This is a genomic window from Gemmata algarum, assembly GCF_034097035.1.
Classification (GTDB): Bacteria; Planctomycetota; Planctomycetia; order Gemmatales; family Gemmataceae; genus Gemmata; species Gemmata algarum.
In genome coordinates, this window is record NZ_JAXBLV010000208.1 from 1 (window position 1) to 19,685 (window position 19,685).

The 19,685-nt window shown below is 70.3% G+C and carries 15 protein-coding genes; 10 read left to right on the plus strand and 5 right to left on the minus strand.

All coding sequences use genetic code 11. The features are described 5' to 3' along the window. Positions 1–350: 350 nt before the first annotated feature. Positions 351–911 carry a thiamine pyrophosphate-dependent enzyme gene (locus tag R5W23_RS23750; RefSeq protein WP_320688454.1) on the plus strand — a complete coding sequence of 187 codons (561 nt, stop codon included), beginning with the start codon at positions 351–353 and terminating at the stop codon, positions 909–911. A gap of 176 nt (positions 912–1,087) precedes the next feature. On the opposite strand, the gene R5W23_RS23755 is transcribed toward R5W23_RS23750, so the two are convergent. Beyond that, on the minus strand, positions 1,088–1,969 hold the full coding sequence (locus R5W23_RS23755; RefSeq protein WP_320688455.1) for a class I SAM-dependent methyltransferase: 882 nt from the start codon (positions 1,967–1,969) through the stop codon (positions 1,088–1,090). A 125-nt stretch (positions 1,970–2,094) separates the two neighbouring features. Between R5W23_RS23755 and R5W23_RS23760 the strand changes: the two genes are divergently transcribed. Further along, positions 2,095–3,306 carry a YcjF family protein gene (locus tag R5W23_RS23760; protein WP_320688456.1) on the plus strand — a complete coding sequence of 404 codons (1,212 nt, stop codon included), beginning with the start codon at positions 2,095–2,097 and terminating at the stop codon, positions 3,304–3,306. A 74-nt stretch (positions 3,307–3,380) separates the two neighbouring features. Continuing rightward, positions 3,381–4,961 carry a GTPase family protein gene (locus tag R5W23_RS23765; protein WP_010045771.1) on the plus strand — a complete coding sequence of 527 codons (1,581 nt, stop codon included), beginning with the start codon at positions 3,381–3,383 and terminating at the stop codon, positions 4,959–4,961. Positions 4,962–5,203: 242 nt separating this feature from the next. On the opposite strand, the gene R5W23_RS23770 is transcribed toward R5W23_RS23765, so the two are convergent. Both R5W23_RS23770 and R5W23_RS23775 read right to left on the minus strand, forming a co-directional pair. Beyond that, positions 5,204–6,067: a carbon-nitrogen hydrolase family protein gene (locus R5W23_RS23770; RefSeq protein ID WP_320688458.1), complete on the minus strand. Its 864-nt coding sequence runs from the start codon at positions 6,065–6,067 to the stop codon at positions 5,204–5,206. Positions 6,068–6,115: 48 nt separating this feature from the next. Then, complete coding sequence (locus tag R5W23_RS23775; RefSeq protein ID WP_320688459.1) at positions 6,116–9,745, minus strand: hypothetical protein; 3,630 nt, start codon at positions 9,743–9,745, stop codon at positions 6,116–6,118. 161 nt (positions 9,746–9,906) lie between these two features. Between R5W23_RS23775 and R5W23_RS23780 the strand changes: the two genes are divergently transcribed. Further along, entirely contained in the window at positions 9,907–10,659 is a 753-nt protein-coding gene (locus R5W23_RS23780) for a DUF4058 domain-containing protein (RefSeq protein ID WP_320688460.1), read from the plus strand. Between the two features lie 8 nt (positions 10,660–10,667). Continuing rightward, a complete protein-coding gene (locus R5W23_RS23785; protein WP_320688461.1) occupies positions 10,668–11,249 on the plus strand; it encodes a DUF1990 family protein in 582 nt (193 codons plus the stop codon). A 34-nt stretch (positions 11,250–11,283) separates the two neighbouring features. Here R5W23_RS23785 and R5W23_RS23790 read toward each other — a convergent pair whose 3' ends face one another. Further along, positions 11,284–11,928 carry an MBL fold metallo-hydrolase gene (locus tag R5W23_RS23790; protein WP_320688462.1) on the minus strand — a complete coding sequence of 215 codons (645 nt, stop codon included), beginning with the start codon at positions 11,926–11,928 and terminating at the stop codon, positions 11,284–11,286. A gap of 130 nt (positions 11,929–12,058) precedes the next feature. Here R5W23_RS23790 and R5W23_RS23795 point away from each other — a divergent pair, with 130 nt between their 5' ends. The 3 genes from R5W23_RS23795 (at position 12,059) to R5W23_RS23805 (ending at position 16,177) form a co-directional block, all read left to right on the plus strand. After that, positions 12,059–12,847: a DUF1571 domain-containing protein gene (locus R5W23_RS23795; protein ID WP_320688463.1), complete on the plus strand. Its 789-nt coding sequence runs from the start codon at positions 12,059–12,061 to the stop codon at positions 12,845–12,847. A gap of 69 nt (positions 12,848–12,916) precedes the next feature. Continuing rightward, the gene (locus R5W23_RS23800; protein ID WP_261186055.1) at positions 12,917–13,648 is read left to right on the plus strand and encodes a Bax inhibitor-1/YccA family protein; all 732 of its coding nucleotides are present in this window, start codon (positions 12,917–12,919) and stop codon (positions 13,646–13,648) included. A 195-nt stretch (positions 13,649–13,843) separates the two neighbouring features. Continuing rightward, positions 13,844–16,177 carry a COG1361 family protein gene (locus R5W23_RS23805; protein WP_320688464.1) on the plus strand — a complete coding sequence of 778 codons (2,334 nt, stop codon included), beginning with the start codon at positions 13,844–13,846 and terminating at the stop codon, positions 16,175–16,177. Between the two features lie 638 nt (positions 16,178–16,815). On the opposite strand, the gene R5W23_RS32795 is transcribed toward R5W23_RS23805, so the two are convergent. Next, a complete protein-coding gene (locus tag R5W23_RS32795; protein WP_407936160.1) occupies positions 16,816–17,202 on the minus strand; it encodes a type II secretion system protein in 387 nt (128 codons plus the stop codon). 339 nt (positions 17,203–17,541) lie between these two features. Here R5W23_RS32795 and R5W23_RS23810 point away from each other — a divergent pair, with 339 nt between their 5' ends. Beyond that, positions 17,542–18,456: a DUF1559 domain-containing protein gene (locus R5W23_RS23810; protein ID WP_320688465.1), complete on the plus strand. Its 915-nt coding sequence runs from the start codon at positions 17,542–17,544 to the stop codon at positions 18,454–18,456. Positions 18,457–18,594: 138 nt separating this feature from the next. After that, positions 18,595–19,563, plus strand: a complete 969-nt coding sequence (locus R5W23_RS23815) for a DUF1559 family PulG-like putative transporter (RefSeq protein ID WP_320688466.1) — start codon at positions 18,595–18,597, stop codon at positions 19,561–19,563. The last annotated feature ends 122 nt before the right edge of the window (positions 19,564–19,685 follow it).

Below are 19,685 nucleotides of genomic sequence, written 5' to 3' on the forward strand. Positions count from 1 at the left end.
CTACAGAATAAGGCCCGACACGGATCAGCCGGATTTGGGATCAGGTCGGATGGGGGGAGTCCCACCCGCGCGCGGCTGTAACGGGGGTTACAGTGCGGTCGGAGCGAAGGCGACGGGACCGCGACGAGACGGCCGCTGGTACTCGGGCCGCCGATCCGCTACCCGACCGCTACCGATTCGCTGGTGCGGTACTACCACCGAGTCGCACGAGTAAAACCCGCACAACCCGACCGGTTGACCAGCGGGCGACACCGGCGAAATTCGGCGGATGCGCCGCAAGATGTTATTGCAGATCTTGTTGTGACGGCGGCAGGAAACAACGACCCAACCCGATGCGGACGTGACACGCCATGATGACGCACCGTGACGCGCTCGAAGTGCTGGCCGCGGTCCGCAACGACCAGGTTGTCGTGACGACGATGGGGTCGGTCGCGATCTGGCCGCACCTGTCCGACTCGCCGCTCGACTTCCACTACCTGCCGTCGAGCATGGGCCAGGGGGTGCCGCTCGGGCTCGGGCTGTGTCTCGCGAAGCCCGGGCGCGGGGTGGTCGTGCTCACCGGCGACGGCGGGCTGTTGATGAACCTTGGGTGTCTCGTGACCGTGGCGCAGGTCGAGGTGCCGCTGTACATCGTGCTGATCGACAACGGGCTGTACGAGGTGACCGGCGGGCAGGCGGTTCCCAACGCGGGCGGCACCGACTTCGGGGCGATCGCGCGGGGCGCCGGGATCGGCCGCGTGTACACGTGCGACTCGCGCGCCGGGTGGGAAGCGGTCGCGGGCGAGGCGGTGGCGGGGAACGGTCCGGTGTTCGTGTGGCTGAAGGTGCAGGGGGAGCACGGGAAGCCGACGCCGGCGGCGCCGCGCCCGATGGCCGAACAGATCACCCGGTTGCAGGACGCATTACGATGAACGGAACGCCGGGACCGGGCGGGCCGTGGTGGGGCCGCCCACATACGAATCGGCTGTTGGTGTCCGTTTTGGTTTTGTCTTTGTGGCACAGACAGGAATGTCTGTGCAGCGCGATAGGTCGCACAGACAGGAATGTCTGTGCCACAAGAAACAGACACAACCAGCCGGACCGCGACTCACGCCGCGACGCGGCCGATGTCGATTTGCGCGGCGTGGAGCCGGGCGGCGAGGATCGGCTTCTTCGCCTTCAGCACCAGCACCCGCCCCATGATTCGTTCGAGGAGCACCAGCGGGAGCAGGCGCCAGACGTAGGGCAGTTCGCCGCGCCGCAGGTGCCGCTTCGACACCCGGTGCTCACCGAACTGCCGGAACAGCCGCACCAGTTCGCGGGCGGTGGCCTTCGGGGCGGTTGTGGGGTCCGCGGGGCGCCGCCAGTACAACCACTGAAGGGGCAACAGGACGCTCTGCCAGAACGCCGTGTCGTAGTGCGCGGGGAACAGCCCGATGAGCTTGCCGCCCGGCTTCAGCACGCGGAACAGCTCGTCGATGCGGAGCGGGTTCGGTTCGGCCGCGTCGTACAGGGCGTTCCAGGTCACGACGTCGAACGCCCCGTCGGCGAACGGCAGCCGCGGGCCGGCGAGCGCGACGAACTCGCCCGTCAGCCCGTTGCGGTCGAAGTTCTCGCGGATCAGGTCGGGGCGCTCGTCCGGGGCGGTTGCGACGGTGACGCTCGTGCCGGTGCGGGCGTAGGCGGCGGCGTCGATGCCGAGACCGCACCCGAGGACCAGGAGCGATTCGCCGGGGTGGCGGCCGAACTCCAGCGCTTTGGGGAGCCAGCGGCCGTGCCGCTGGTACCGTTTTTGCTCCAGCTCGTCGAACCAGGCGGCGGAGTACGGCTCGCAATCGCGCCGGCCGGGGCGCACGGCGGGCGGGCGGATCAGCTCGCGGGTGGCGGCGACATGCGGGTCCGGGAGCGGGGCGGGCGACGGCGGGGCCGGCAGCTCCGCCGTTTCCGGCGGGCCAGCGAACAGCTTCAGGTTACCGGTCCCGCTCTCCATTGGGGCGCACCGCAGCAACGCAGGGTCAGATGTGGTCACGCGATAGCGGTGGGGGAAAAATGGGTCAAGAGCGAGATCGTGCGGCCCGGGCGTCGGGTACCGGCGGGCGCGCGGGGGCGAATCGCATGAGCCGTTTCTGGGACGCGATGAAGCGCACCGTGACCGGCGACGCCAGCCCGCCGCCGGACCTGGAACAGGCGCTCGACGCCGTGCGCGGCAAGACGCCGGCGCCGGTGTTCTGGCTGCTCGGGAAGACGCAATCGGGCAAGACCTCGCTGGTCCGGTTCCTCACCGGGGCCGAGGACGCCGCGATCGGCTCCGGGTTCCGCCCGTGCACCAAAACCTCCCGGCTGTACCAGTTCCCCACGAGCGACGCCCCGCTGCTCACGTTCCTCGACACCCGCGGGGTGGACGAACCGGGCTACGACCCGGCCGAGGACATCGCCCAGTTCGACCGGCAGGCGCACGTCGTGGTCGTCACCGCGAAGGCGACCGACTTCGGCCAGGGCAACGTGCGCCACGCCCTCGAGCGCATCCGCGCGGCGAGCCCGTCGCGCCCGGTGATCCTGGCGGTCACCTGCCTGCACGAGACGATCCCGCGGAAGCCGCACCCCACCCCGTACCCCTTTGAGGCACTGGCGGCACAGCCGAGCGCGCCGGTACCGGAAGCGGTGCCGCAGCACATGCGCGAGTGCGTCGAGGAGCACCGGCGGGCGTTCGCCGGGCTGTTCGACGCCTGCGTGCCGCTGGACCTGACGAAACCGGAGGACGGGTTCGCCGAGCCGAACTACGGGGGCGAACAGCTCAAGGGCGTGCTGCTCACGGTGCTGCCGGCGGCGTACCGCCAGACGCTGCTGCGGCTGAAAGAGGCCACGGACGCGCTCAAGGGCGTCCACCAGCGGCACGCGGAGCCGATCATCCTCGGGTACACGTCGCTGGCGGGCACCGCCGGGGCCGTGCCGATCCCGTTCGCGGACATGGTGATCCTGCCCGGGATCCAGGCGCGGATGGCGCACCACATCGGCCAGATTTACGGCCAGCCGCTGACGCCCGAGCGGCTGCGCGAGCTGGCCGCGGCGATCGGGGTCGGGATGCTGTCGCGGCAGCTCATCCGGCAGGCGGTGAAGCTCATCCCGGTCGTGGGCTCGGCGGTGGGCGCGACCGTCGCCGCCGCCTCGACCTACGCGCTGGGCCGGGCGCTGTGCTTCTACTTCGAGGCCGTGTGCGAGGGGCACGTCCCCACGCCGGACGCGCTGCGGAAGTTCTACCACGAGCACTACGACGCCGCCGAGAAGCAGTGGAAGGCCGACCACCCGAAGGCCGAAACGAAGGCGTGATCCCGCGGCGCCGGGTGTTCGCGGCGCAGACCGTTCGGAACGATTCGGACCGACCCCCGACCCGAGACCCGCGCATGACCCGGTTTCGCATCGCCCTGCTGATCGTGCTGTTCGCGGCCCCGTTCGCGTTTCTGATGGGGGCGGGCGGCTACCACCTCTGGTCCACCGGCTGGGTGCTGTGGACGTGGTGGCCGATGGTGGGGTGCATCGCGCTCGCGTACTTCCTCGCGTGGCGCTGGACCCGGCGCACCACCCTGCCCCCGACCGACGACCGGCCGGGGTACTGGACCGACCGCGACCAGGCGGCGTGGGCGCTGGTGGTCGCCAAGGCCAACTCGTTCGAGGCCGTCAGCCCGAAGCAGCTCGAGGACCCGAAGCACTACAGCGACCTCGCGCTGGACCTCGCGAAGCAGGTCGCGGAGCAGTACAACCCCGGGGCGGGCGACCCGTTCGAGCACCTCACGCTCCCCGAGGTGCTGGCGTGCATCGAGCTGGCGTCGGCGGACCTCGACGAGCTGGTGCAGAAGTACGTGCCCGGGTCGCACATGCTGCGCATCCGCGACATGAAGCGGGCGCGGAAAGCGGTCGAGTACTACAAGATGGGGCAGAACATCTACTGGGCCGGGGCGGCGCTGCTCGACCCGCTCCAGACGGCGCTGCGGTACCTGGCCTCGAAGGCCGCGCTGGGGACCATGCTGGACCGGCTCCAGAACAACGTGATCCTGTGGTTCCACACCGCGTTCATTCACCACCTGGGCCGGTACCTCATCGAGCTGAACAGCGGGCGGCTGCGGGTGGGGGTGAAGCGGTACCGCGAGCTGCTCGCCGAGCGCCAGCCGCCCCCCGCCGACGACCCGGCCGCCCGGCCGGCGGCCTCGACGGCGCAGATCGGCGACGTGACCGTCACCGCCGCGGCCAACACCGCGACCGGCCCCAAGGCCATCACGATCGGCGTTCTCGGGTCCGTGAAGGCCGGCAAATCGAGCCTCGTGAACGCCCTGCTCGGCCGCGCGGCGGCCAAGGTGGACCGCCTGCCGGTCACCGCGGGGGTGCGGTACGACTACACGCTCCCCGACGGGCAGCCGGTCAGCGTCCTCGACACCAGCGGGTACGGGCAGGACGGCCCGAGTGATGTCGACTTCGCCGCCGCCGCCGAGGCGTCCCGCGACGCCGACCTGATCCTGCTGGTCACGCAGGCCACGGTCCCGGGCCGGCAGAACGACGTGGACCTGCTGGCCCGGCTGCGGGCGTGGTTCGCGGACAAGCCGCACCTGAAGATGCCGCCGGTGGCGGTGGCGGTGTCGCACGTGGACCTGCTGAGCCCCAAGGCCGAGTGGGCGCCGCCCTACGACTGGCGGGCCGGCACCCGGCCCAAGGAGGTCAACATCCGCGAGTGCGTGGCGGTGGCGCGGGAGCAGTTCGACACGTTCACCAAGGACGTGGTCCCGGTGTGCGGGCTGGAGAACGAGTCGTTCGGGGTGGCGGACGGGCTGGTGCCGGCGATCGTGTCCCACCTCGACCACGCCCGCGGCACGGCGGTGCTGAAGGCGTTCGAGGCGGAGGCGGGGGCCGGGAAGTACGACAAGCTCCGCGACCAGGCGCTCGCGGGCGGCAAGCAGGTGCTGAACATCCTGCGGGACGTGTTCAAGAAGTAGGGTGAAGGGGCAGAAGAGCCGTGTTCACCGCAGAGGGCAGAAGAGCCGTATTCACCGCAGAGGAGGTTCCCTCCGCGAAGCGGGAGGGGTTCACGAGAGGGCGCAGAGAGAATGAGGCAAAAGAAGTTTCCCTTTTCTGCCGTTCTTGGCTTTCTCTCTGCGCCCTCTCGTGAACCCCTCCCGCTTCGCGGAGGGAACCTCCTCTGCGGTGAATACGGCTCTTCTGCCCTCTGCGGTCCTGCTCACTTGTTGAAGTGCCCGGTGAACTGGCCGGGGTTCGCGACCAGCGGGCCGTACAGTTCCGGGCGCCGCCAGTTCACGCGGTCGATCTCGTACGTGCCGGCGCAGGTCACCACCCGCTTCTGGCGCGCCGCCTCCGGGTCGACCTCGATCAGGAACATCGCGTCCGTACCTTCCGGGGCGAAGTGCAGCACGTTCCCCATGTAGTCGGCGGCCGAACTGAGCCCCAGATACGTGAACCCGCTCTCCGTGCCCACCCGGTTCACCGCCAGGTAGTAGATGTGGTTCTCCCACGCCCGCGCGGCGGACACCAGCTCCGCCATCTTGCGCGCGTTGGTGGCCCAGTTGGTCGGCAGCACCACCAGATCGGCGCCGAGCAGCGTGAGGATGCGGGCCGATTCCGGGAAGCTGCCGTCGAAGCAGATGTTCATCCCGACCTTCAGCCCGCCGAGGTCATGGACCGCGAGCGGCCGGTCGCCGGGGTCGGTGAACCGGTCGGCGCCCAGGCACGGCAGGTGCAGCTTGCGGTAGCTGGCCTCCAGGCCGTTCGGCCCGACCAGCGCGCAGGCGTTGTAGAGCTTGCCGTCCGGGGCCGCTTCGAGGAGCCCGAAGACGGCCCACACGCCCAGCTCGCGGCACGCGGCGGCCACGAAGTCGGTGCTCGGCCCGGGGACCGGTTCCGCCGCGGCGAGCGCGTGCGCCCGCGACTCGAACCCGTACCCGGAGAGCACGCACTCCGGGAACACGGCGAGCCGCGCGCCGGCCGCGGCGGCCCCGCGGAGCTTCGCCACGAGCGCGTTCCGGTTCGCGACGGTATCGCCCAGGGCGCAGTCCATCTGCACCCCGGCCACGGTCCACTTCGGCATGGGTTCCCCTCGTCCGCCGGCCGGCGGGGGCCGGCCGACCGAACCGTTTTACCGCGGGGGGCGGCCCGCGGCCTTCTCGATCAGCTTCAAGTACCCGTCCGCCTGGGCCGAGTTCATGTCGGGCACGCCCCACCCGGCCGGGGCCTTGCGCGGCGCGTTCTTGAACCGCTCCTTCGCGGCCGGAACGTCCCCCTCCAGCAGGTACAGCACCCCGCGGCGGGTGAAGAAGTTCGAGTCCAGCCGGAGCTGCCCCGCGAGCCGCTGCTGGAGGAGCTGTCGCAGGTTCTCCCACGACTGGAGCCAGAACCACTCCGGAACGATCTGGAGGGGCTCCGGCACCAGCCCGACGGGCGCGACCATCATGCGCCTCAGCACCGCGACGGCGTCGTCGTCGCGCGGGCTCCGGATCAGCGCCTTGATCGTCCCCAGCAGAACCTCTCTGGGAACGTTCGCTCCCGCCGCCGGGAGCGCGTCGAGCGTGCCGACCTCCGGGTTGAGCGACTCCCACAGATCGCCGGCGTGCTTGTACTCCCCGGCCAGCACCGCCTTTTGGTACTTCAGCCCCTGGAGCTGAGTGCTGTTGGAGCTCGTGCCGGACAGGTTCTTCAGCGTCTCCGCCGCGTCCTCGATGCGCCCGACGGCCAGGTTCAGCGCGACCAGCAACTGACCGGCGAACCCGAGCTGGTCCCGCCCGTACTCCTTCTCGAAGTCCGTGTCCTTATCGTTGAGCAGCCGCAGGGCCTCCCCCGGCATGCACAACTGGACCGCCCGGCCCACCAGCACCGGGAGCTTCGGCGCCGTCGCCCGGCCGGCGTCGTACCGGCCCTTGTACCGGATCATCACGTCCTCCACCTCGCGGCGGAACGCCTCCACCTGCTTCACGCTCTCCCGGAGCCGCTCGTCGGCGTCGCTCCCGATGTCCAGCGGCGCGTACTCCAGGGCCGTCTGGAGCGTTTCGCGGGCCAGGTCGAGGGGCAAGACGAACGCGGCGCCGTTGAACATGACCGCCGCCGTGCGCGGGTCCGCCGGCTCCCCGCGCGACACCGCCCCGGTGCGCTCGCGGAACAGCGGCTGCCCGAGCGGCCCGAGAAGCGGCCCGGCGTCGATCGGGAACCCGGTGACCGGGAAGCCGGTGTAATCGACCACGTCCCGGTTGCGCGCGTCGCGCCACACGAGCGGCTGGCCCAGGTACGTTTGGGCCAACCGCAGGGCCGCCTCGGTGCCGCTCACGGCGAACTGGCCCCGCTTGTACCGCTCCGGCCGGGGGAGCCGGACCAGGCACTGGCGGAACGCGGTGACCTGCGCCAGCGCCCGCTCGCCGTCCGAGAGCGGCAGGTCGGGGTCGGCGAGGGCCGATCCCAGCGCGAAGTAGGCGTCCGGGTGGTCCGGGTCCTCGGCGATGGCCCGCCGGGCGGCCCGCACCGCCAGCAGCGGGATCGCGCGGAGCGCGTCGGCCTCGGCCCGCAGCTCGGCCTGCGTCTCGGGGGTCGCGCCGCGGGCCGGGAACCGGGTCATGCCCCGGGCGTCGGCCCCGATCAGGACCGGATAGTGCAGCGCGTGCTGCACCGCCGGTCCGTAGAAGAACAGTTCCACGCTGATCTGCTGGCGGATGCGCACCCGGGTGACCAGGGCCTCCTTGTACTCGATCCACGCCCGCGCCTCGGCCGCCCCGGGCGGGGCCGGGCGGGGGGCCTGGGCGAACGCCTCGACCAGCGGGTCCGCGTCCCGCCGCAGCGGCTGCGTCAGCTCCGGGGCCGGCACCTTCGCCGCCCCCGGCCCGAACGCCCGCGCCACCGGGTCCAGCGCCAGGGCCGCGAACGACGGCTTGGCCCCGTCCCCGCGCCACCCGAACACGACCGTGCCGCCGTTCACGTACCACGCCGACCACTGGCCCCACTGGAGGTACAGCCGCTGCGCCGCGAGCGCGGCCCGCGCCCGCATCTGACCGCTCTCGGCCGCCGCCCCGTGGAGCGCGAGGTACTCGGCGCCGCGGGCCTTCAGCACCGCGGTCGCCGCGCCGGCGTCCGGCTCCTCGTCGGGCACCCGGACCAGACCGAGCCCCTTGCGCACGGCGAGGTAGTCGGCGAGTTCGGGCCGGTGGTGCCGGAACCGGCCGTTGATGAACACCTTCTCCTTGGGGGCGTACCACGCGATGTAGTTGGCCAGTTCGGTGCTGGCGACGAGCCCGCGGGCGTCGTCCGGCAGCGCGCCGTCGGCGCGCCACGCCTGGAACTGCTCGGCCGCCTGCGCCAGCGCCGGGTCGGGCTCGACCCCCCAGCCCAGCCGCTTCGCGTTCGCCGGGTCGGGCACGTCCGGGTGGACCCACCCGGGGTACGCCAGCACGCCCAGCGCGCACACCGCGACCACGGACAGCACCCGCCCGCCGGACGCCCCGATGACCAGCAGCCGGGTCCGCGGGTCGCCCCACGTCCGGAGCCGCGCGCCGCGGCTGTACGCGTTCAGCTGGGCGGCCACGAGCGGCACCGCGACCAGCGCGAAGAACGGGATCGCGTAAACGCTGAACAGGCTCAGCACCGCCAGCCCGAGCCACAGCGCGACGTGACCGACCCGGATGCGCGCCGGCCCCAGCCCGAAGATCGTTGCGCCGCCGGTGAACAGCACCACGTAGGCGAGCCCGTTCAGGTTGTACCCCCAGGACGCGTTCTTGATGTACTCGCCGTCGGTCGGCGCCATCAGCGCGGCGCGCGTCCGCGGGTCGAGTTCGGCCCCGGGCGCGCCGACCAGCTCGAACGGCAGCTCCCAGACCCGCACGTGGTGCGGGGTCAGCGTGCAGGCCAGCACCCCGACCCCGAGGGCCTTGGCCAGGGTCGCGACGTCCGGCAGCCGGCCCAGGGGCTCGGCGTCCGGGGTGTCGCCCGGCTCGCCGGGGCTGTTGAACAGGTACGTCTGGATCAGTTCGCCGGCGAGCACCAGGGCGAGCGCGAGCGGGCCGATGAAGAACCACTGGTCCGCGTTCGCCCACACCCAGAACGTCACCCCGACGGCGACCAGGAGCCGCTTCGGGTGGGCCGCGCCGCGCGGCATCCGGAACAGGACGAACAGCGTGACCGCGAACAGGAACATGGACGCCACGAGCGGGCGCAGCAGGAACTGCGGCGCGCACGCGAGCACGCCGACGCACGCCAGCGCCGCCCACGGCCAGAGCGCGAAGGCCGGCCGGCGGATCGCGATCAGGAGCCCGAACGCCGCCGCGACGAGCAGCGCCTTGACGGCGACGAGGAGCTGCCCGGCGCCGCCGTAGAGCAGGTACGCGGCGGCGTCGGTGAGCCAACTGTGGTTGATCCACGTGCGGCCCTGGGCCGTGTAGCTGAGCGGGTCGCTGCCGCCGGGGACGTACTCGCCGGCGAACATCCGCTTGCCGGCCGCGAGGTGCAGCCAGGCGTCCGAGTTGCGGGCCACGAACGAGGCGGCGGCGAACGCGAACGCGACGACCAGCCCCGCGAGCGCGGCGTCGATCCCGCTGTACCACGCGGGCCAGGTCAGCGGCTTCGCCGCGGCCGGTGCGACCGCTGGTGCGGCGGGAGGGGTCGGCGGTTCGGCCGCCGGGGACGCGCCGGAGGCGGGGCTGGGCTGTTCGTCCGGGGTGCCGGGCGCGCCGGCACCGGGGTTCCCGTCACTGGGCGGCGGCGGTGGGGGCGGCGGAGCGGACAGCTTCACGGGTCGACCTCGTCACGGCACGAATAACAGGCGCGAGCGTTCAGTCACGCTAGGTTCTCCGGTGAGTACGGTCAAGCCGCGCCGGGTGTTCGGCCCCGGCGCTGGTGGCGGGCGCGCGGGGCGATATACTGGCGCCTGTGAAGGTTTGGGGAGGCACACCAATGCCGCTGCACGACTGGACGCGCGTGGACGCGGGCATCTTCCACGACTTTCACCTCGCCTGGATCGCCGAGATCCGGCGGGAACTGAACGGTGGGCTGCTCCCGTCGGGGTACTACGCGCTCGCCGAACAGGTCGCGGGCGGCGGGAACCCGGACGTGCTGACGCTTCACGAGCCGAACGGTAACGGGCACACATCCGACCAGTTCCCAACCGAAGGCGGCGGGACCGCGCTGCTGACGGCCCCGCCGCAGACCCGGTTGGTCGCAAAGTCGGAGCACGAATTCTACACCGCGAAGCAGCGGCGGATGGTGATCCGTCACACGAGCGGGGACCGGATCGTCGCGATGGTCGAAATCGTTTCGGCCGGGAACAAGGCGAGCGAGTGCGCGTGGCAAACGGCAACCGCCCACGCCCTGGCGGCACTACGCCAGGGCGTCCACCTGCTCGTACTCGACGCGCACCCGCCCACGCCCCGTGATCCGAACGGGTTTCACGGGTCGCTGGGAGAGCAACTCGACGGCACCGCATACGTGCATCCAGGCGACGCCGACCGGACGCTTGCCGCGTACTCGGCCGGATCGGTCAAGACGGCGTACGTCGAGCCGGTAGCGGTCGGGCACGTGCTGCGGAACGTGCCGCTGTTCCTGACGCCCGACGGAACGGGCTCCATCGAGGTGCCGCTCGAACCGACGTACCGGCGGGCGTTCGAGGGCGTGCCGCGCCGCTACCGGGCGGTACTCGAAGCGGCGTGAGGGACACGATGCCGACGCTCCGCAAGCCTTCGCCCGGTGCCGTCCGCGCGTTCATAACCGCGCGGGCGCCTCTGGTGCCGACGTACCCGGACGTCGGGGCCACCGCGACCGGGCCGCCGGCCGGGTACGCCGTCGATCACGCGCGCGGGGCCGTTGGTGAAGGCGAGCGCGCGTTCCGTGCGGCCCGGGCGGCCCTGGGGCGGTGGAAGCAGTTCGACCTCGGGTGGGTCGAGGCGGTGCCGGCGGATACGCCGCTCGCGACCGGCGCGTGCGTCGGGGTGCTGGCGCGCGTCGCGGGCCTCTGGTGGCTCAACGCGTGCCGGATCGTGTACACCGTGGACGAGGTGAGCGACACCGCCGCGCGGTTCGGGTTCGCGTACGGCACCCTTCCCGGGCACGCGGCGTCCGGCGAGGAGCGGTTCCTGATCGAGTGGGACCGGATCGGCGGGTCCGTGAGCTACGACATCGTCGCGTTCTCGCGCCCGACGCACCCCCTGGCCCGGCTGGGCTATCCGCTGATGCGCCGCACGCAGAAGCGGTTCGGGCACGATTCCGTCGCCGCAATGGCGCGCGCCGTCGCAAGCGGCTGAGTGGCGCGTCTCATCCTGTGGTCAGGAGGGGCGCTCAGTCCGCGACAAAGGGGTTCGTGCGCTTCTCGTGCCCGATGGTGGTGACCGGCCCGTGCCCGGGGTACACCACCGCGTCCGCGGGGAGCGGCCACAGCACCCGTTGGATGCCGGCCTTCAGTTGCTCGAAGCTGCCGCCCGGGAAGTCCGTGCGGCCCACGCCCCCGCGGAACAGCACGTCGCCCCCCAGCACCGTAACCGGTCGCGTCTCGCGGATCACGTACACCACGTGCCCCGGCGAGTGCCCCGGCACCTCGAACACCTCCAGCGCGACCCCGGCGACGGTCAGCGTTTCGCCCTCCCCCACCACCCGGTCGGCCGGCGGGCTGAGCACCTCGAAGCCGAACGGGCCGCTCAGGTTCTTGTTCGCGTCGGTCAGCATCGCGGCGTCGCCGGCCCCGATGACGATCGGCACCTCCGGGTGCGCCCGCTTGAGCGCGGCGTTGCCGGCGATGTGGTCGCAGTGCCCGTGCGTGCAGACGAGCGCGACCAGCTTCAGCCCGCGCTCGGCGAGCGCCTCTTCGATCAGTTCGGGCTCGAACCCCGGGTCGATGACGAACGCCTCGGGGCTGCCGTCCTTCCACACGAGGTACGAGTTCTCGGCGAACGGCTGCGACTCGACGGTAAGAATCTGGACCGCCATCGGGGCCTTCCACAATCGGGGACGGGGCGCGTTGACAGCAATCTTACGCGAACTGCTCTTCCCCGATCCGGGCGCGGTTGTTATGTGGCCCGCAAAGTGTCCCGATTCGGTGTCCGCGGGGGGAGCGAACATGCGCGCGAAGGCGTGGCTGGCGGTGGCGTTTGCCGGGGTGCTCGGCGTGGGGGCGGTGGTCGCCCAGCCGCCGAAGGGCGGGGCGCCCAAAACCGAAGCGCCCAAAGCGCCCGAGGGTGCCAAAATCACCGACCCGCTCGCGACCATGATCGCGGAGGCGAAGGGCGCGCTGGGCAAAACCCGCGACTACACCTGCACCTTCACCCGCCAGGAGGTGGTGAAGGGCGCGCTGTCGGCCGAGCAGGTCGCGGAGATGAAGGTGCGGCTGAACCCGGGCGGCGTGTACGTGCGGTTCGCCCGCCCGGACGCGATCGCGGGCATGGAAGTCGCTTACACCGCGGCCCGCAAGAACGACAAGTTCCGGTACCGCCCGGCGGGCGTCGGCGGCGCGAAGGGGTTCCGCACCCTCGACCTGGACGACGCGAAGTTCCTGGCCGAGAACCGGCACCCCGTCTCGGACTGGACGATGTCGGCCGTCGTCGATCGCGTCGCGACCGCCGCGGCCCGCGAGAAGGCGCTGAACAACCCGGTGGAGGTCTACACGGGCGACTTCCAGTTCGCCGGCCGCAACGTGACCCGCTACGAGATCTTCACCCGCCGGCCGCACGCGTTCCGCCACGCCCACCGCACGCTCGTGTACGTCGACAAGGAAACGAAGCTGCCGCTCCGGTACGAGGCCTACGACCAGCCGAAGTCCGGCGCCGCGGTCGGCGACCTGTTCGAGGCGTACAGCTTCAGCGACGTGAAGCGGAACGTGGGGCTGGGCGAAGCCGTGTTCGACCTCTGATCGCGATCGGAACTTGTGCCGGGGCACGACAGTTGCGTAGAATTGGGGTAACCACTCGGAGACGCAGGCATGAGTTACCTCGTTGACGGCTACCACAGTGAACCGGTCGCGGCTGCGGCGCCGAACGTGCGGCTCGCGTTCATCCGCCGCACCTACGCCCACCTGACCGGCGCGATCCTGGCGTTCGTCGGGATCGAGGCCGTTCTGCTCGAGTCGGGCCTCGGCCGGGACATCGTCCGCTCCGTCTTCATGGGCGGCGGGAACATGGCCTGGCTGGGCCTGATGGTGCTGTTCGTGGTCGGCGGGCTGGCGGCGCAGGCGATGGCCCGATCGCGTCAGTCCATCGGGTTGCAGTACGCGGGCCTCACCCTGTACGTGCTGCTCGAGGTGGTGATCTTCCTGCCGATCCTGATCGTGGCGACACAGGCGCCGCAGTACGCGGGCAAGGCGCTGCCCCTCCAGGCCGGGATCGTAACGCTCGCGGCGTTCGCCGGGCTGACGGCCGCGGTGTTCCTGTCTGGTAAGGACTTCTCCTTCCTCGGCCCGATCCTGTGGGTGGGGGCGCTGCTCGCGCTGGGGCTGGTGATCGCGGCGGTGATCGGCGGGTTCAGCCTGGGGCTGGTGTTCGCCGTGGCGATGGTGGCCCTCGCGTGCGGGTTCATCATCTACGACACGTCGAACATCATCCACCACTACGGCACGGACCAGCACGTGTCGGCCTCGCTGCAACTGTTCGCCTCGGTGGCGCTGCTGTTCTGGTACGTGCTCCGCATCTTCATGAGCGTCAGCAACGACGACTGAGCGGGCGGCCGGGGCGGTGACGGTTCGGGAGTCGGCGGCGTGAGCGGCGGGCAAGGTGTGCCGCCGCTCACGCCGCCGGCTCGTTTAGACCAACCGCCCCGTGAACCAGGAGATGTGCCCCCGCACTCCGGCTTGCACTTCTTTCCGCTCTTGCGTATCCCGCCGCCCGGCCCCGGAGCGGGAGGAACGCAACCGATGTCTGTACGCCTCGCCGCTGTCATCGCTCTCGCCGCGACCGTGATCGCGGGCGGGTGCACGTACACCCCGGGGTACTTCCCGTACCTCATCCCGCCGGGGCCGATCCAGCAGACGCACGCCAAGCCGGGCGGGCGCGGGTACTTCCGCGACTTCGACCCCAAGGCGCACCGGCTCGAGGTCAAACCGGGCGGGCTCGTCAACGCCCCGCTCGGGTCGCAGATCGTCCTCGTGGCCACCGTGTACGACAAGGACGGCACGCCGCGCCGCGACCGGCGCGTTGAGTGGATCGTCGAGGGGCCGGGGAACATCATCGAGGCCGACGAGTCCGGGGTCACCCGCGGGCGCGGGTACCTCATCGACAACAAGCGCGCCGTCACGCACACGTCCTACGTCCCCAAAACCATCACCCGGGGCAACGACGACCCGAAGGACGACGTCGCGGTCGAACCGGGGCAAACGTTCGTCGTGCTCAGCTCCGCGATCCCGGGCGAGACGGTCGTGACGGCGTACGCGCCGGAGGTGTTCAACTGGGACAACGGCCGCGTCGTGACGAAGGTGATGTGGGGCGACGCGCGGTTCAAGTTCCCCGAGCCGGTGACCGTGCGGATCGGCGGGGAGACCACGCTCGCGACCAGCATCAACCCGACCGCGACCGACGCCGGCGGCAACTTCCGCGTTCGCTACCGCGTGCTCGAAGGGCCGCCGGCCGCGCTGGTCGCCGCCGGCAACGAAACGGTCGCCCTGTCCGGGTCCGGCGGGAAGGAGGCGGAGGCGAGCCTCGAGGGCAGCAACGAGGCGACCGTGCGGCTCGTCCAGCGCGACCCCAAGGCCGGCAAAACGCGGGTCGCGGTGGAGGTGGTGAAGCCGTCCGAAAGCGGCGTGGGGCCGGGCGCCGTGGTGGGCCGGCGCGAGACCACCATCGAATGGGCCGCGCCCTCGGTGAAGCTCAAAATGACCGCCCCGCCGGTGGCCGGCCCCAACGGGTCGTTCCCGGTCACGGTGACCCTCGAAAACGTGGCCGGTGTGGACAGCCGGGACGCGCGCATCAGCGTCGCGCTTTCGGACGGCGCCACCCTCAAGCGCAGCGACCCGCCCCCGACCGGCCTGGACAAGAGCGGCGCTCTCACGTTCGACCTGCCGCCGGTGAGCGGGAAGGGCAAGCAGCAGGTCACGCTCCAGGTGGTGCCCGCGAAGCTCGGCGCGGTCACCGTTCGCGCCGACGCCGTCACCGGGGACGGGTTACAGGCCGACACCAGCGAAACGGTGCGCGTCGAGCAGGCCAAGCTCCAGGTGCTGACCGAGGCGCCTACGATCGCGCTCGCGGGCGAGATGATCGAGGCCCGGGTCTTGGTCACCAACACCGGAGCGGCGGCGGCGGCAAACGTGACGGTGTGGGCGCGGGCGGACGACGGGTTGGCCCCCGCGGCCGACGGCAAACCGATCGAGCTCCCGGCCGGGACGCTCAGCCCGGGGCAAACGAAGTCGCTCGATCTGCCGCTCCGCGCCAAAGCGGCCGGCAAGTTCGGCGTCCGCGTCAGCGCCACCGGGGACGGGAACCTCTCGGGCACGGCCGAACCGGTGGCGATCGAGGTGCGGCGCGCCGAACTGGCCGTGGCGGTGAGCGGGTCGAAGCTCGCGTACCTCGACCAGAAGGTCTCTTGGACCGTGACCGTGGCGAACCGCGGCGACGCGGCGGTGTCGAACGTGGTCGTCCGCGCCGCCGTGCCGGCGGAGGTGAAGGTAACAGCCGCGGACGGCGGGTCGGTCGGCCCCGGCTCCGTTCAGTGGAAGATCGCAGAACTGGCGCCGGGGGCACAGAAGTCGTTCGCGCTCGACGCCAGCGCGGTCCAGTTGGCGCCGCAGACCGCCGTGACGGTGTCGGCGCTCGGCGACGCGGTCAGCAACGGGAAGGCGGTCGGCGCGCCGGTCGAGGCCCGCGGGGAGGCGGCCGTGGCGATCATCGGGACGGCCGCACTGTCGCTGGAGTTGGCCACGCCCCCGGGCGTCGTCGAAGCCGGTAAACGGGTGAAGTACCAGATCCGCGTCAAAAACCAGGGCACCGTTTCGGCCCGGAACATCGAAGTGTCCGCGACCGCGTCACCCGAACTGAAGTTCGTCCGCGGCACCGGTGCCGCCGAGGGCCACACCGACGCGGACGGGCGCATCACGTTCACCGCCGTCGAGGAACTGTCCCCCGGCCGGGCGCTCACGTTCACGGTCGAAATGGACGCGGGCCAAGCGGGCGACGCACGGTTCAAAGCCGAGGTGAAGGCGGCCCACCTGACGAACCCGTTGCGGGAGGAGCAGGCGACCCGCGTCACCGGACGGTAGCTCGGAAGACCACGGTACGTTCCGAACTCCCGAATCACGCGACTTACGGAACACCTGTCACGTCCCCAGGGCGGTTCGCTCGCCCTAGGTGGTGCTTCCGGCGCCCGATCACGGATCGCCCCCCCGCTGCGCAACCGCTCGACTCGGTTCGCAGGCAGGCCCTGAATTCTCGTGCCGCGCAATGCGGTCCCGCTCACCTTGGCCGCGAGCGCGGCGGAAGGGGGGCAGAAATCGAATCGTGGGGAATTGTTTGGACAGTTAGCGACCGAATAAAAAAGAAGTGGGGCACGGGATTCGGCGGGGGGACTCGCATACCCCCGCTATTCCCGTGCCCATGTTTGGTGGGGAGGATCTTTACTGAGCCGGGACTCGCAATCCGACTCGACACACTAAAAAGCACGCGATGTGCCAATCGCGTTGTGTGAGATTCGTGAACGCCACAACTCGTTAAATATCCACGGCTTATGACGCAAAAATATTGCGTGACCAGCAGTGGAAACGGGATGACCAGCCGTTCTGACCGGCTTTTCGCGTTGTTTCAATACAGGCCGTGTGCGATCCTGCAAATCGATCTCCCAAAACGGAAGAACGTAACGTAAGCGACATGCGACCACTTCTTTTTGGGGGCGGAGGCGTCGTCACTTGGCCTGAGCAATTTCGGGCAAACGGCAATCACCGCACGCCAAGCACAGGGCGAGTGCGTGCCCCGGCCCCGTACTTGGCGTGCGGTGTGGGAAACTGATTGACGATCCGCTTGTTGGTGCCCGCTTGCGACGGATGCCGTTGTGGCGCTGACATTTCTTTCCGTGCTCTCGGAAACAAACACTTTGAACGGTAGGCAGCAGCAACCCGATCCGAATGCCGATGATCGCGCTCACGCCCAGTAGTTCGATCAGTGTGAACCCGTAGCGAGTGCGGCTTGGCGTGAGGCCGCGGGGCGCTCTAACGGCTCGTGTGGGTGGAGGCTCTTGCCGCCGCCCGTTCGCCGCACAAGCGAAAATGCCCATACGCACGCGATGAGGCATCGGGGCGAACAAGCACGGTCCCGCGGCGCCCTTGCGGGTGTTCGCTCATCTCCCACGTTCTGCACCCGCGAGCCGGGTTTGCGGATGCCTCTGCGGCACGGAGGCGTCGGCGGTCTGATCTGGCCATCTGGTTTTCACGTGTGGAAACGAAGCGGCCAGGGCGTTCCGCCGGTTATAACCGTTCCCGGTGCGATCGGCTTCTTTTGCCGGTGCTTTTGTGCCCCCATGCCCTTCGGCACAGCGTTCGCAATGACCGGCGCAAATGCCCCAGCCGGCCCCGCCTCCCGGTGACAAGGGTTTACCACGCCCCACTGCGGAACTCGTGAGAACTAAAGGGTCATGACCGCTCGACACACGCACCGCGGGTTCACACTGATCGAGCTGCTGGTGGTGATCGCCATCATCGCCATTCTGATCGGGCTGCTGCTGCCCGCGGTTCAGAAGGTGCGCGAGGCCGCCGCGCGCATGAGCTGCCAGAACAACCTTAAGCAGATCGGGCTGGCGATGCACAACTACGAGTCCGCGAACGGCGGGCTCCCGCCGCGGCGGAACACCACCACGGGCCAGCGCCGCGGGTGGGGGCCGGCGATCCTCCCCTACGTCGAGCAGGCCGCGCTCGGCGGGAACTACCGGCTCGATAAAGAGTTCTTCGCGCCCGAGAACGCGGCCAACATCATCGTGCCGCTGAAGATCTTCACCTGCCCGTCGGTCCCCAACAACCCGCGCACGGTGACGGTCACGTTCTCCGGAGTGTCCGCGACCGGGGCCGCCGGGGACTACTTCGGGCCGAACAGCTTCCAGTCCACGCTGTACGGCAACCAGAATCTGAGCGGCAACAACACCTGCACCGCGATGAGCGACAACGCGAACCGCAAGTTCACCGACATCACCGACGGCACCTCGAACACGCTCCTGGTGACGGAGCAGGCCGGGCGGCCGGACTTCTACATCCTCGGGGTGAAAAAGGCCAGCAACACCGAGCAAGCCGCCTACAACCAGTGGGGGCCGTGGGCCGCGTATCAGGTGACCCGGCTCCAGCAGTTCGGGTCCGACGGGATCACCGCGGACGGAGACGGCGGCCCGTGTACCATTAACTGCAACAACAGCCAGGGCGTGTACGCCTTCCACAGCGGCGGCGCGCCGGCGGTGTTCTGCGACGGCAGCGTGCGGTTCATGCGCGTGGGCATGAACCCGAACACGCTGTTCGCCGTCGTCACGTGCAACGGCGGCGAGATCCTGTCGGAAGACATCTGATACCGGCTCCAGTAGTTTCAGGTTCCAAGTTCCAAGTGGAGTCGCGAGCGACACGAATCGCCGGCGCTTGTGACGAGCCGGGTTCCGACTTGGAACCTGGAACCTGGAACTACTGGACTTCCTCGCAGGGAACGAGTCATGCGATACGGGCTGAGTCGCACCGAGTTCGCGGTCTCCGCGGTGCTGTGCCTGGCCGCGGCCGGGCTGGTGCTGCCGCGCGTGCAGGCGGCCCGCGCCGACGCGGCCCGCGCGCAGTGCGCCGAGAACCTCCGCAAGCTCGGGCAGGCGTGCCTGGAGTTCGAGAAGGCGCAAGGGGGCCTGCCCCCGCGCCGCGGCGGGTTCAACAACGGCGAGCCGTACAGCGGGTGGGGCGCCGCCATCCTCCCGCACCTCGGCGAAGAGGCGACCGCGAAGAAGTACAACCCCAAGCTCGACTTCTTCGACCCGGCCAACAAGGCGGCCGTCGAGACCCGGGTGAAGCCGTTCCTGTGCCCGGCCGCGCCGGCCGAGCGGGCGGTGCGGATCGAGTCGCAGGCGTCCACCAAGGCCGCCAACCCGGACAAGGACACGGTGTTCACCGTGACGGCCGCGGTCAGCGACTACATCGCCTCCAACGGCGTGCTGCTGCCCCGCGGCGGGTACGCGCTGAACTTCAACGACGCCGGCCAGATGAACGGCAACCAGCGCCAGCCGATGGGCGACAACGACGTGACCCCGCTGTCGAAGATCACCGACGGCACCTCCACCACGCTGCTCCTGATCGAGCAGGCGGGCCGCCCGGCCGTGTGGCGCAACGGCAAGAAGAAGGACAGCGACGGGCAGTTCGGGATGAGCCCGAACGCCCGCGGCGCGTGGGCCGGGTGGGGCTCGATCGCGTTCGGCCCGGCCGACGCCGCGACCGGCGAGAGCCCGGGCCGGGGCGACGCCACCGACTGCGCCGTCAACTGCAACAACTGGTTCGGGGTCTACGGGTTCCACACCGGCGGCGCGAACGTCCTAATGTGCGACGGGTCGGTGAAGTTCGTCGGCCCGAAACTGGACCCGCTCACGTTCGCGTACCTGACGCTCCGCGACGACGGCCACGCGGTCAGCCACAACGACTTTTAGCGGAGTCTCAAGTCACAGGGTCGCAAGTCGTCAAGTCGCAAGTCGCAAGTCGTCAAGACTCACCGGCGAAGGTCGTGCGACTTGGGACTTGCGACTTGCGACCCTGTGACTTGAGACCTTAA

What these genes read in the sequence shown, in the direction of transcription:
- R5W23_RS23750 (WP_320688454.1), top strand. Translation starts at nt 351, where the DNA reads ATGATGACGCACCGTGACGCGCTCGAAGTGCTGGCCGCGGTCCGCAAC.
- R5W23_RS23810 (WP_320688465.1), top strand. Translation starts at nt 17,542, where the DNA reads ATGACCGCTCGACACACGCACCGCGGGTTCACACTGATCGAGCTGCTG.
- R5W23_RS23795 (WP_320688463.1), top strand. Translation starts at nt 12,059, where the DNA reads ATGCGCGCGAAGGCGTGGCTGGCGGTGGCGTTTGCCGGGGTGCTCGGC.
- R5W23_RS23790 (WP_320688462.1), bottom strand. Translation starts at nt 11,928, where the DNA reads ATGGCGGTCCAGATTCTTACCGTCGAGTCGCAGCCGTTCGCCGAGAAC.
- R5W23_RS23815 (WP_320688466.1), top strand. Translation starts at nt 18,595, where the DNA reads ATGCGATACGGGCTGAGTCGCACCGAGTTCGCGGTCTCCGCGGTGCTG.
- R5W23_RS23780 (WP_320688460.1), top strand. Translation starts at nt 9,907, where the DNA reads ATGCCGCTGCACGACTGGACGCGCGTGGACGCGGGCATCTTCCACGAC.
- R5W23_RS23755 (WP_320688455.1), bottom strand. Translation starts at nt 1,969, where the DNA reads ATGGAGAGCGGGACCGGTAACCTGAAGCTGTTCGCTGGCCCGCCGGAA.
- R5W23_RS23765 (WP_010045771.1), top strand. Translation starts at nt 3,381, where the DNA reads ATGACCCGGTTTCGCATCGCCCTGCTGATCGTGCTGTTCGCGGCCCCG.
- R5W23_RS23785 (WP_320688461.1), top strand. Translation starts at nt 10,668, where the DNA reads ATGCCGACGCTCCGCAAGCCTTCGCCCGGTGCCGTCCGCGCGTTCATA.
- R5W23_RS23760 (WP_320688456.1), top strand. Translation starts at nt 2,095, where the DNA reads ATGAGCCGTTTCTGGGACGCGATGAAGCGCACCGTGACCGGCGACGCC.
- R5W23_RS23800 (WP_261186055.1), top strand. Translation starts at nt 12,917, where the DNA reads ATGAGTTACCTCGTTGACGGCTACCACAGTGAACCGGTCGCGGCTGCG.
- R5W23_RS23805 (WP_320688464.1), top strand. Translation starts at nt 13,844, where the DNA reads ATGTCTGTACGCCTCGCCGCTGTCATCGCTCTCGCCGCGACCGTGATC.
- R5W23_RS23770 (WP_320688458.1), bottom strand. Translation starts at nt 6,067, where the DNA reads ATGCCGAAGTGGACCGTGGCCGGGGTGCAGATGGACTGCGCCCTGGGC.
- R5W23_RS32795 (WP_407936160.1), bottom strand. Translation starts at nt 17,202, where the DNA reads ATGCCTCATCGCGTGCGTATGGGCATTTTCGCTTGTGCGGCGAACGGG.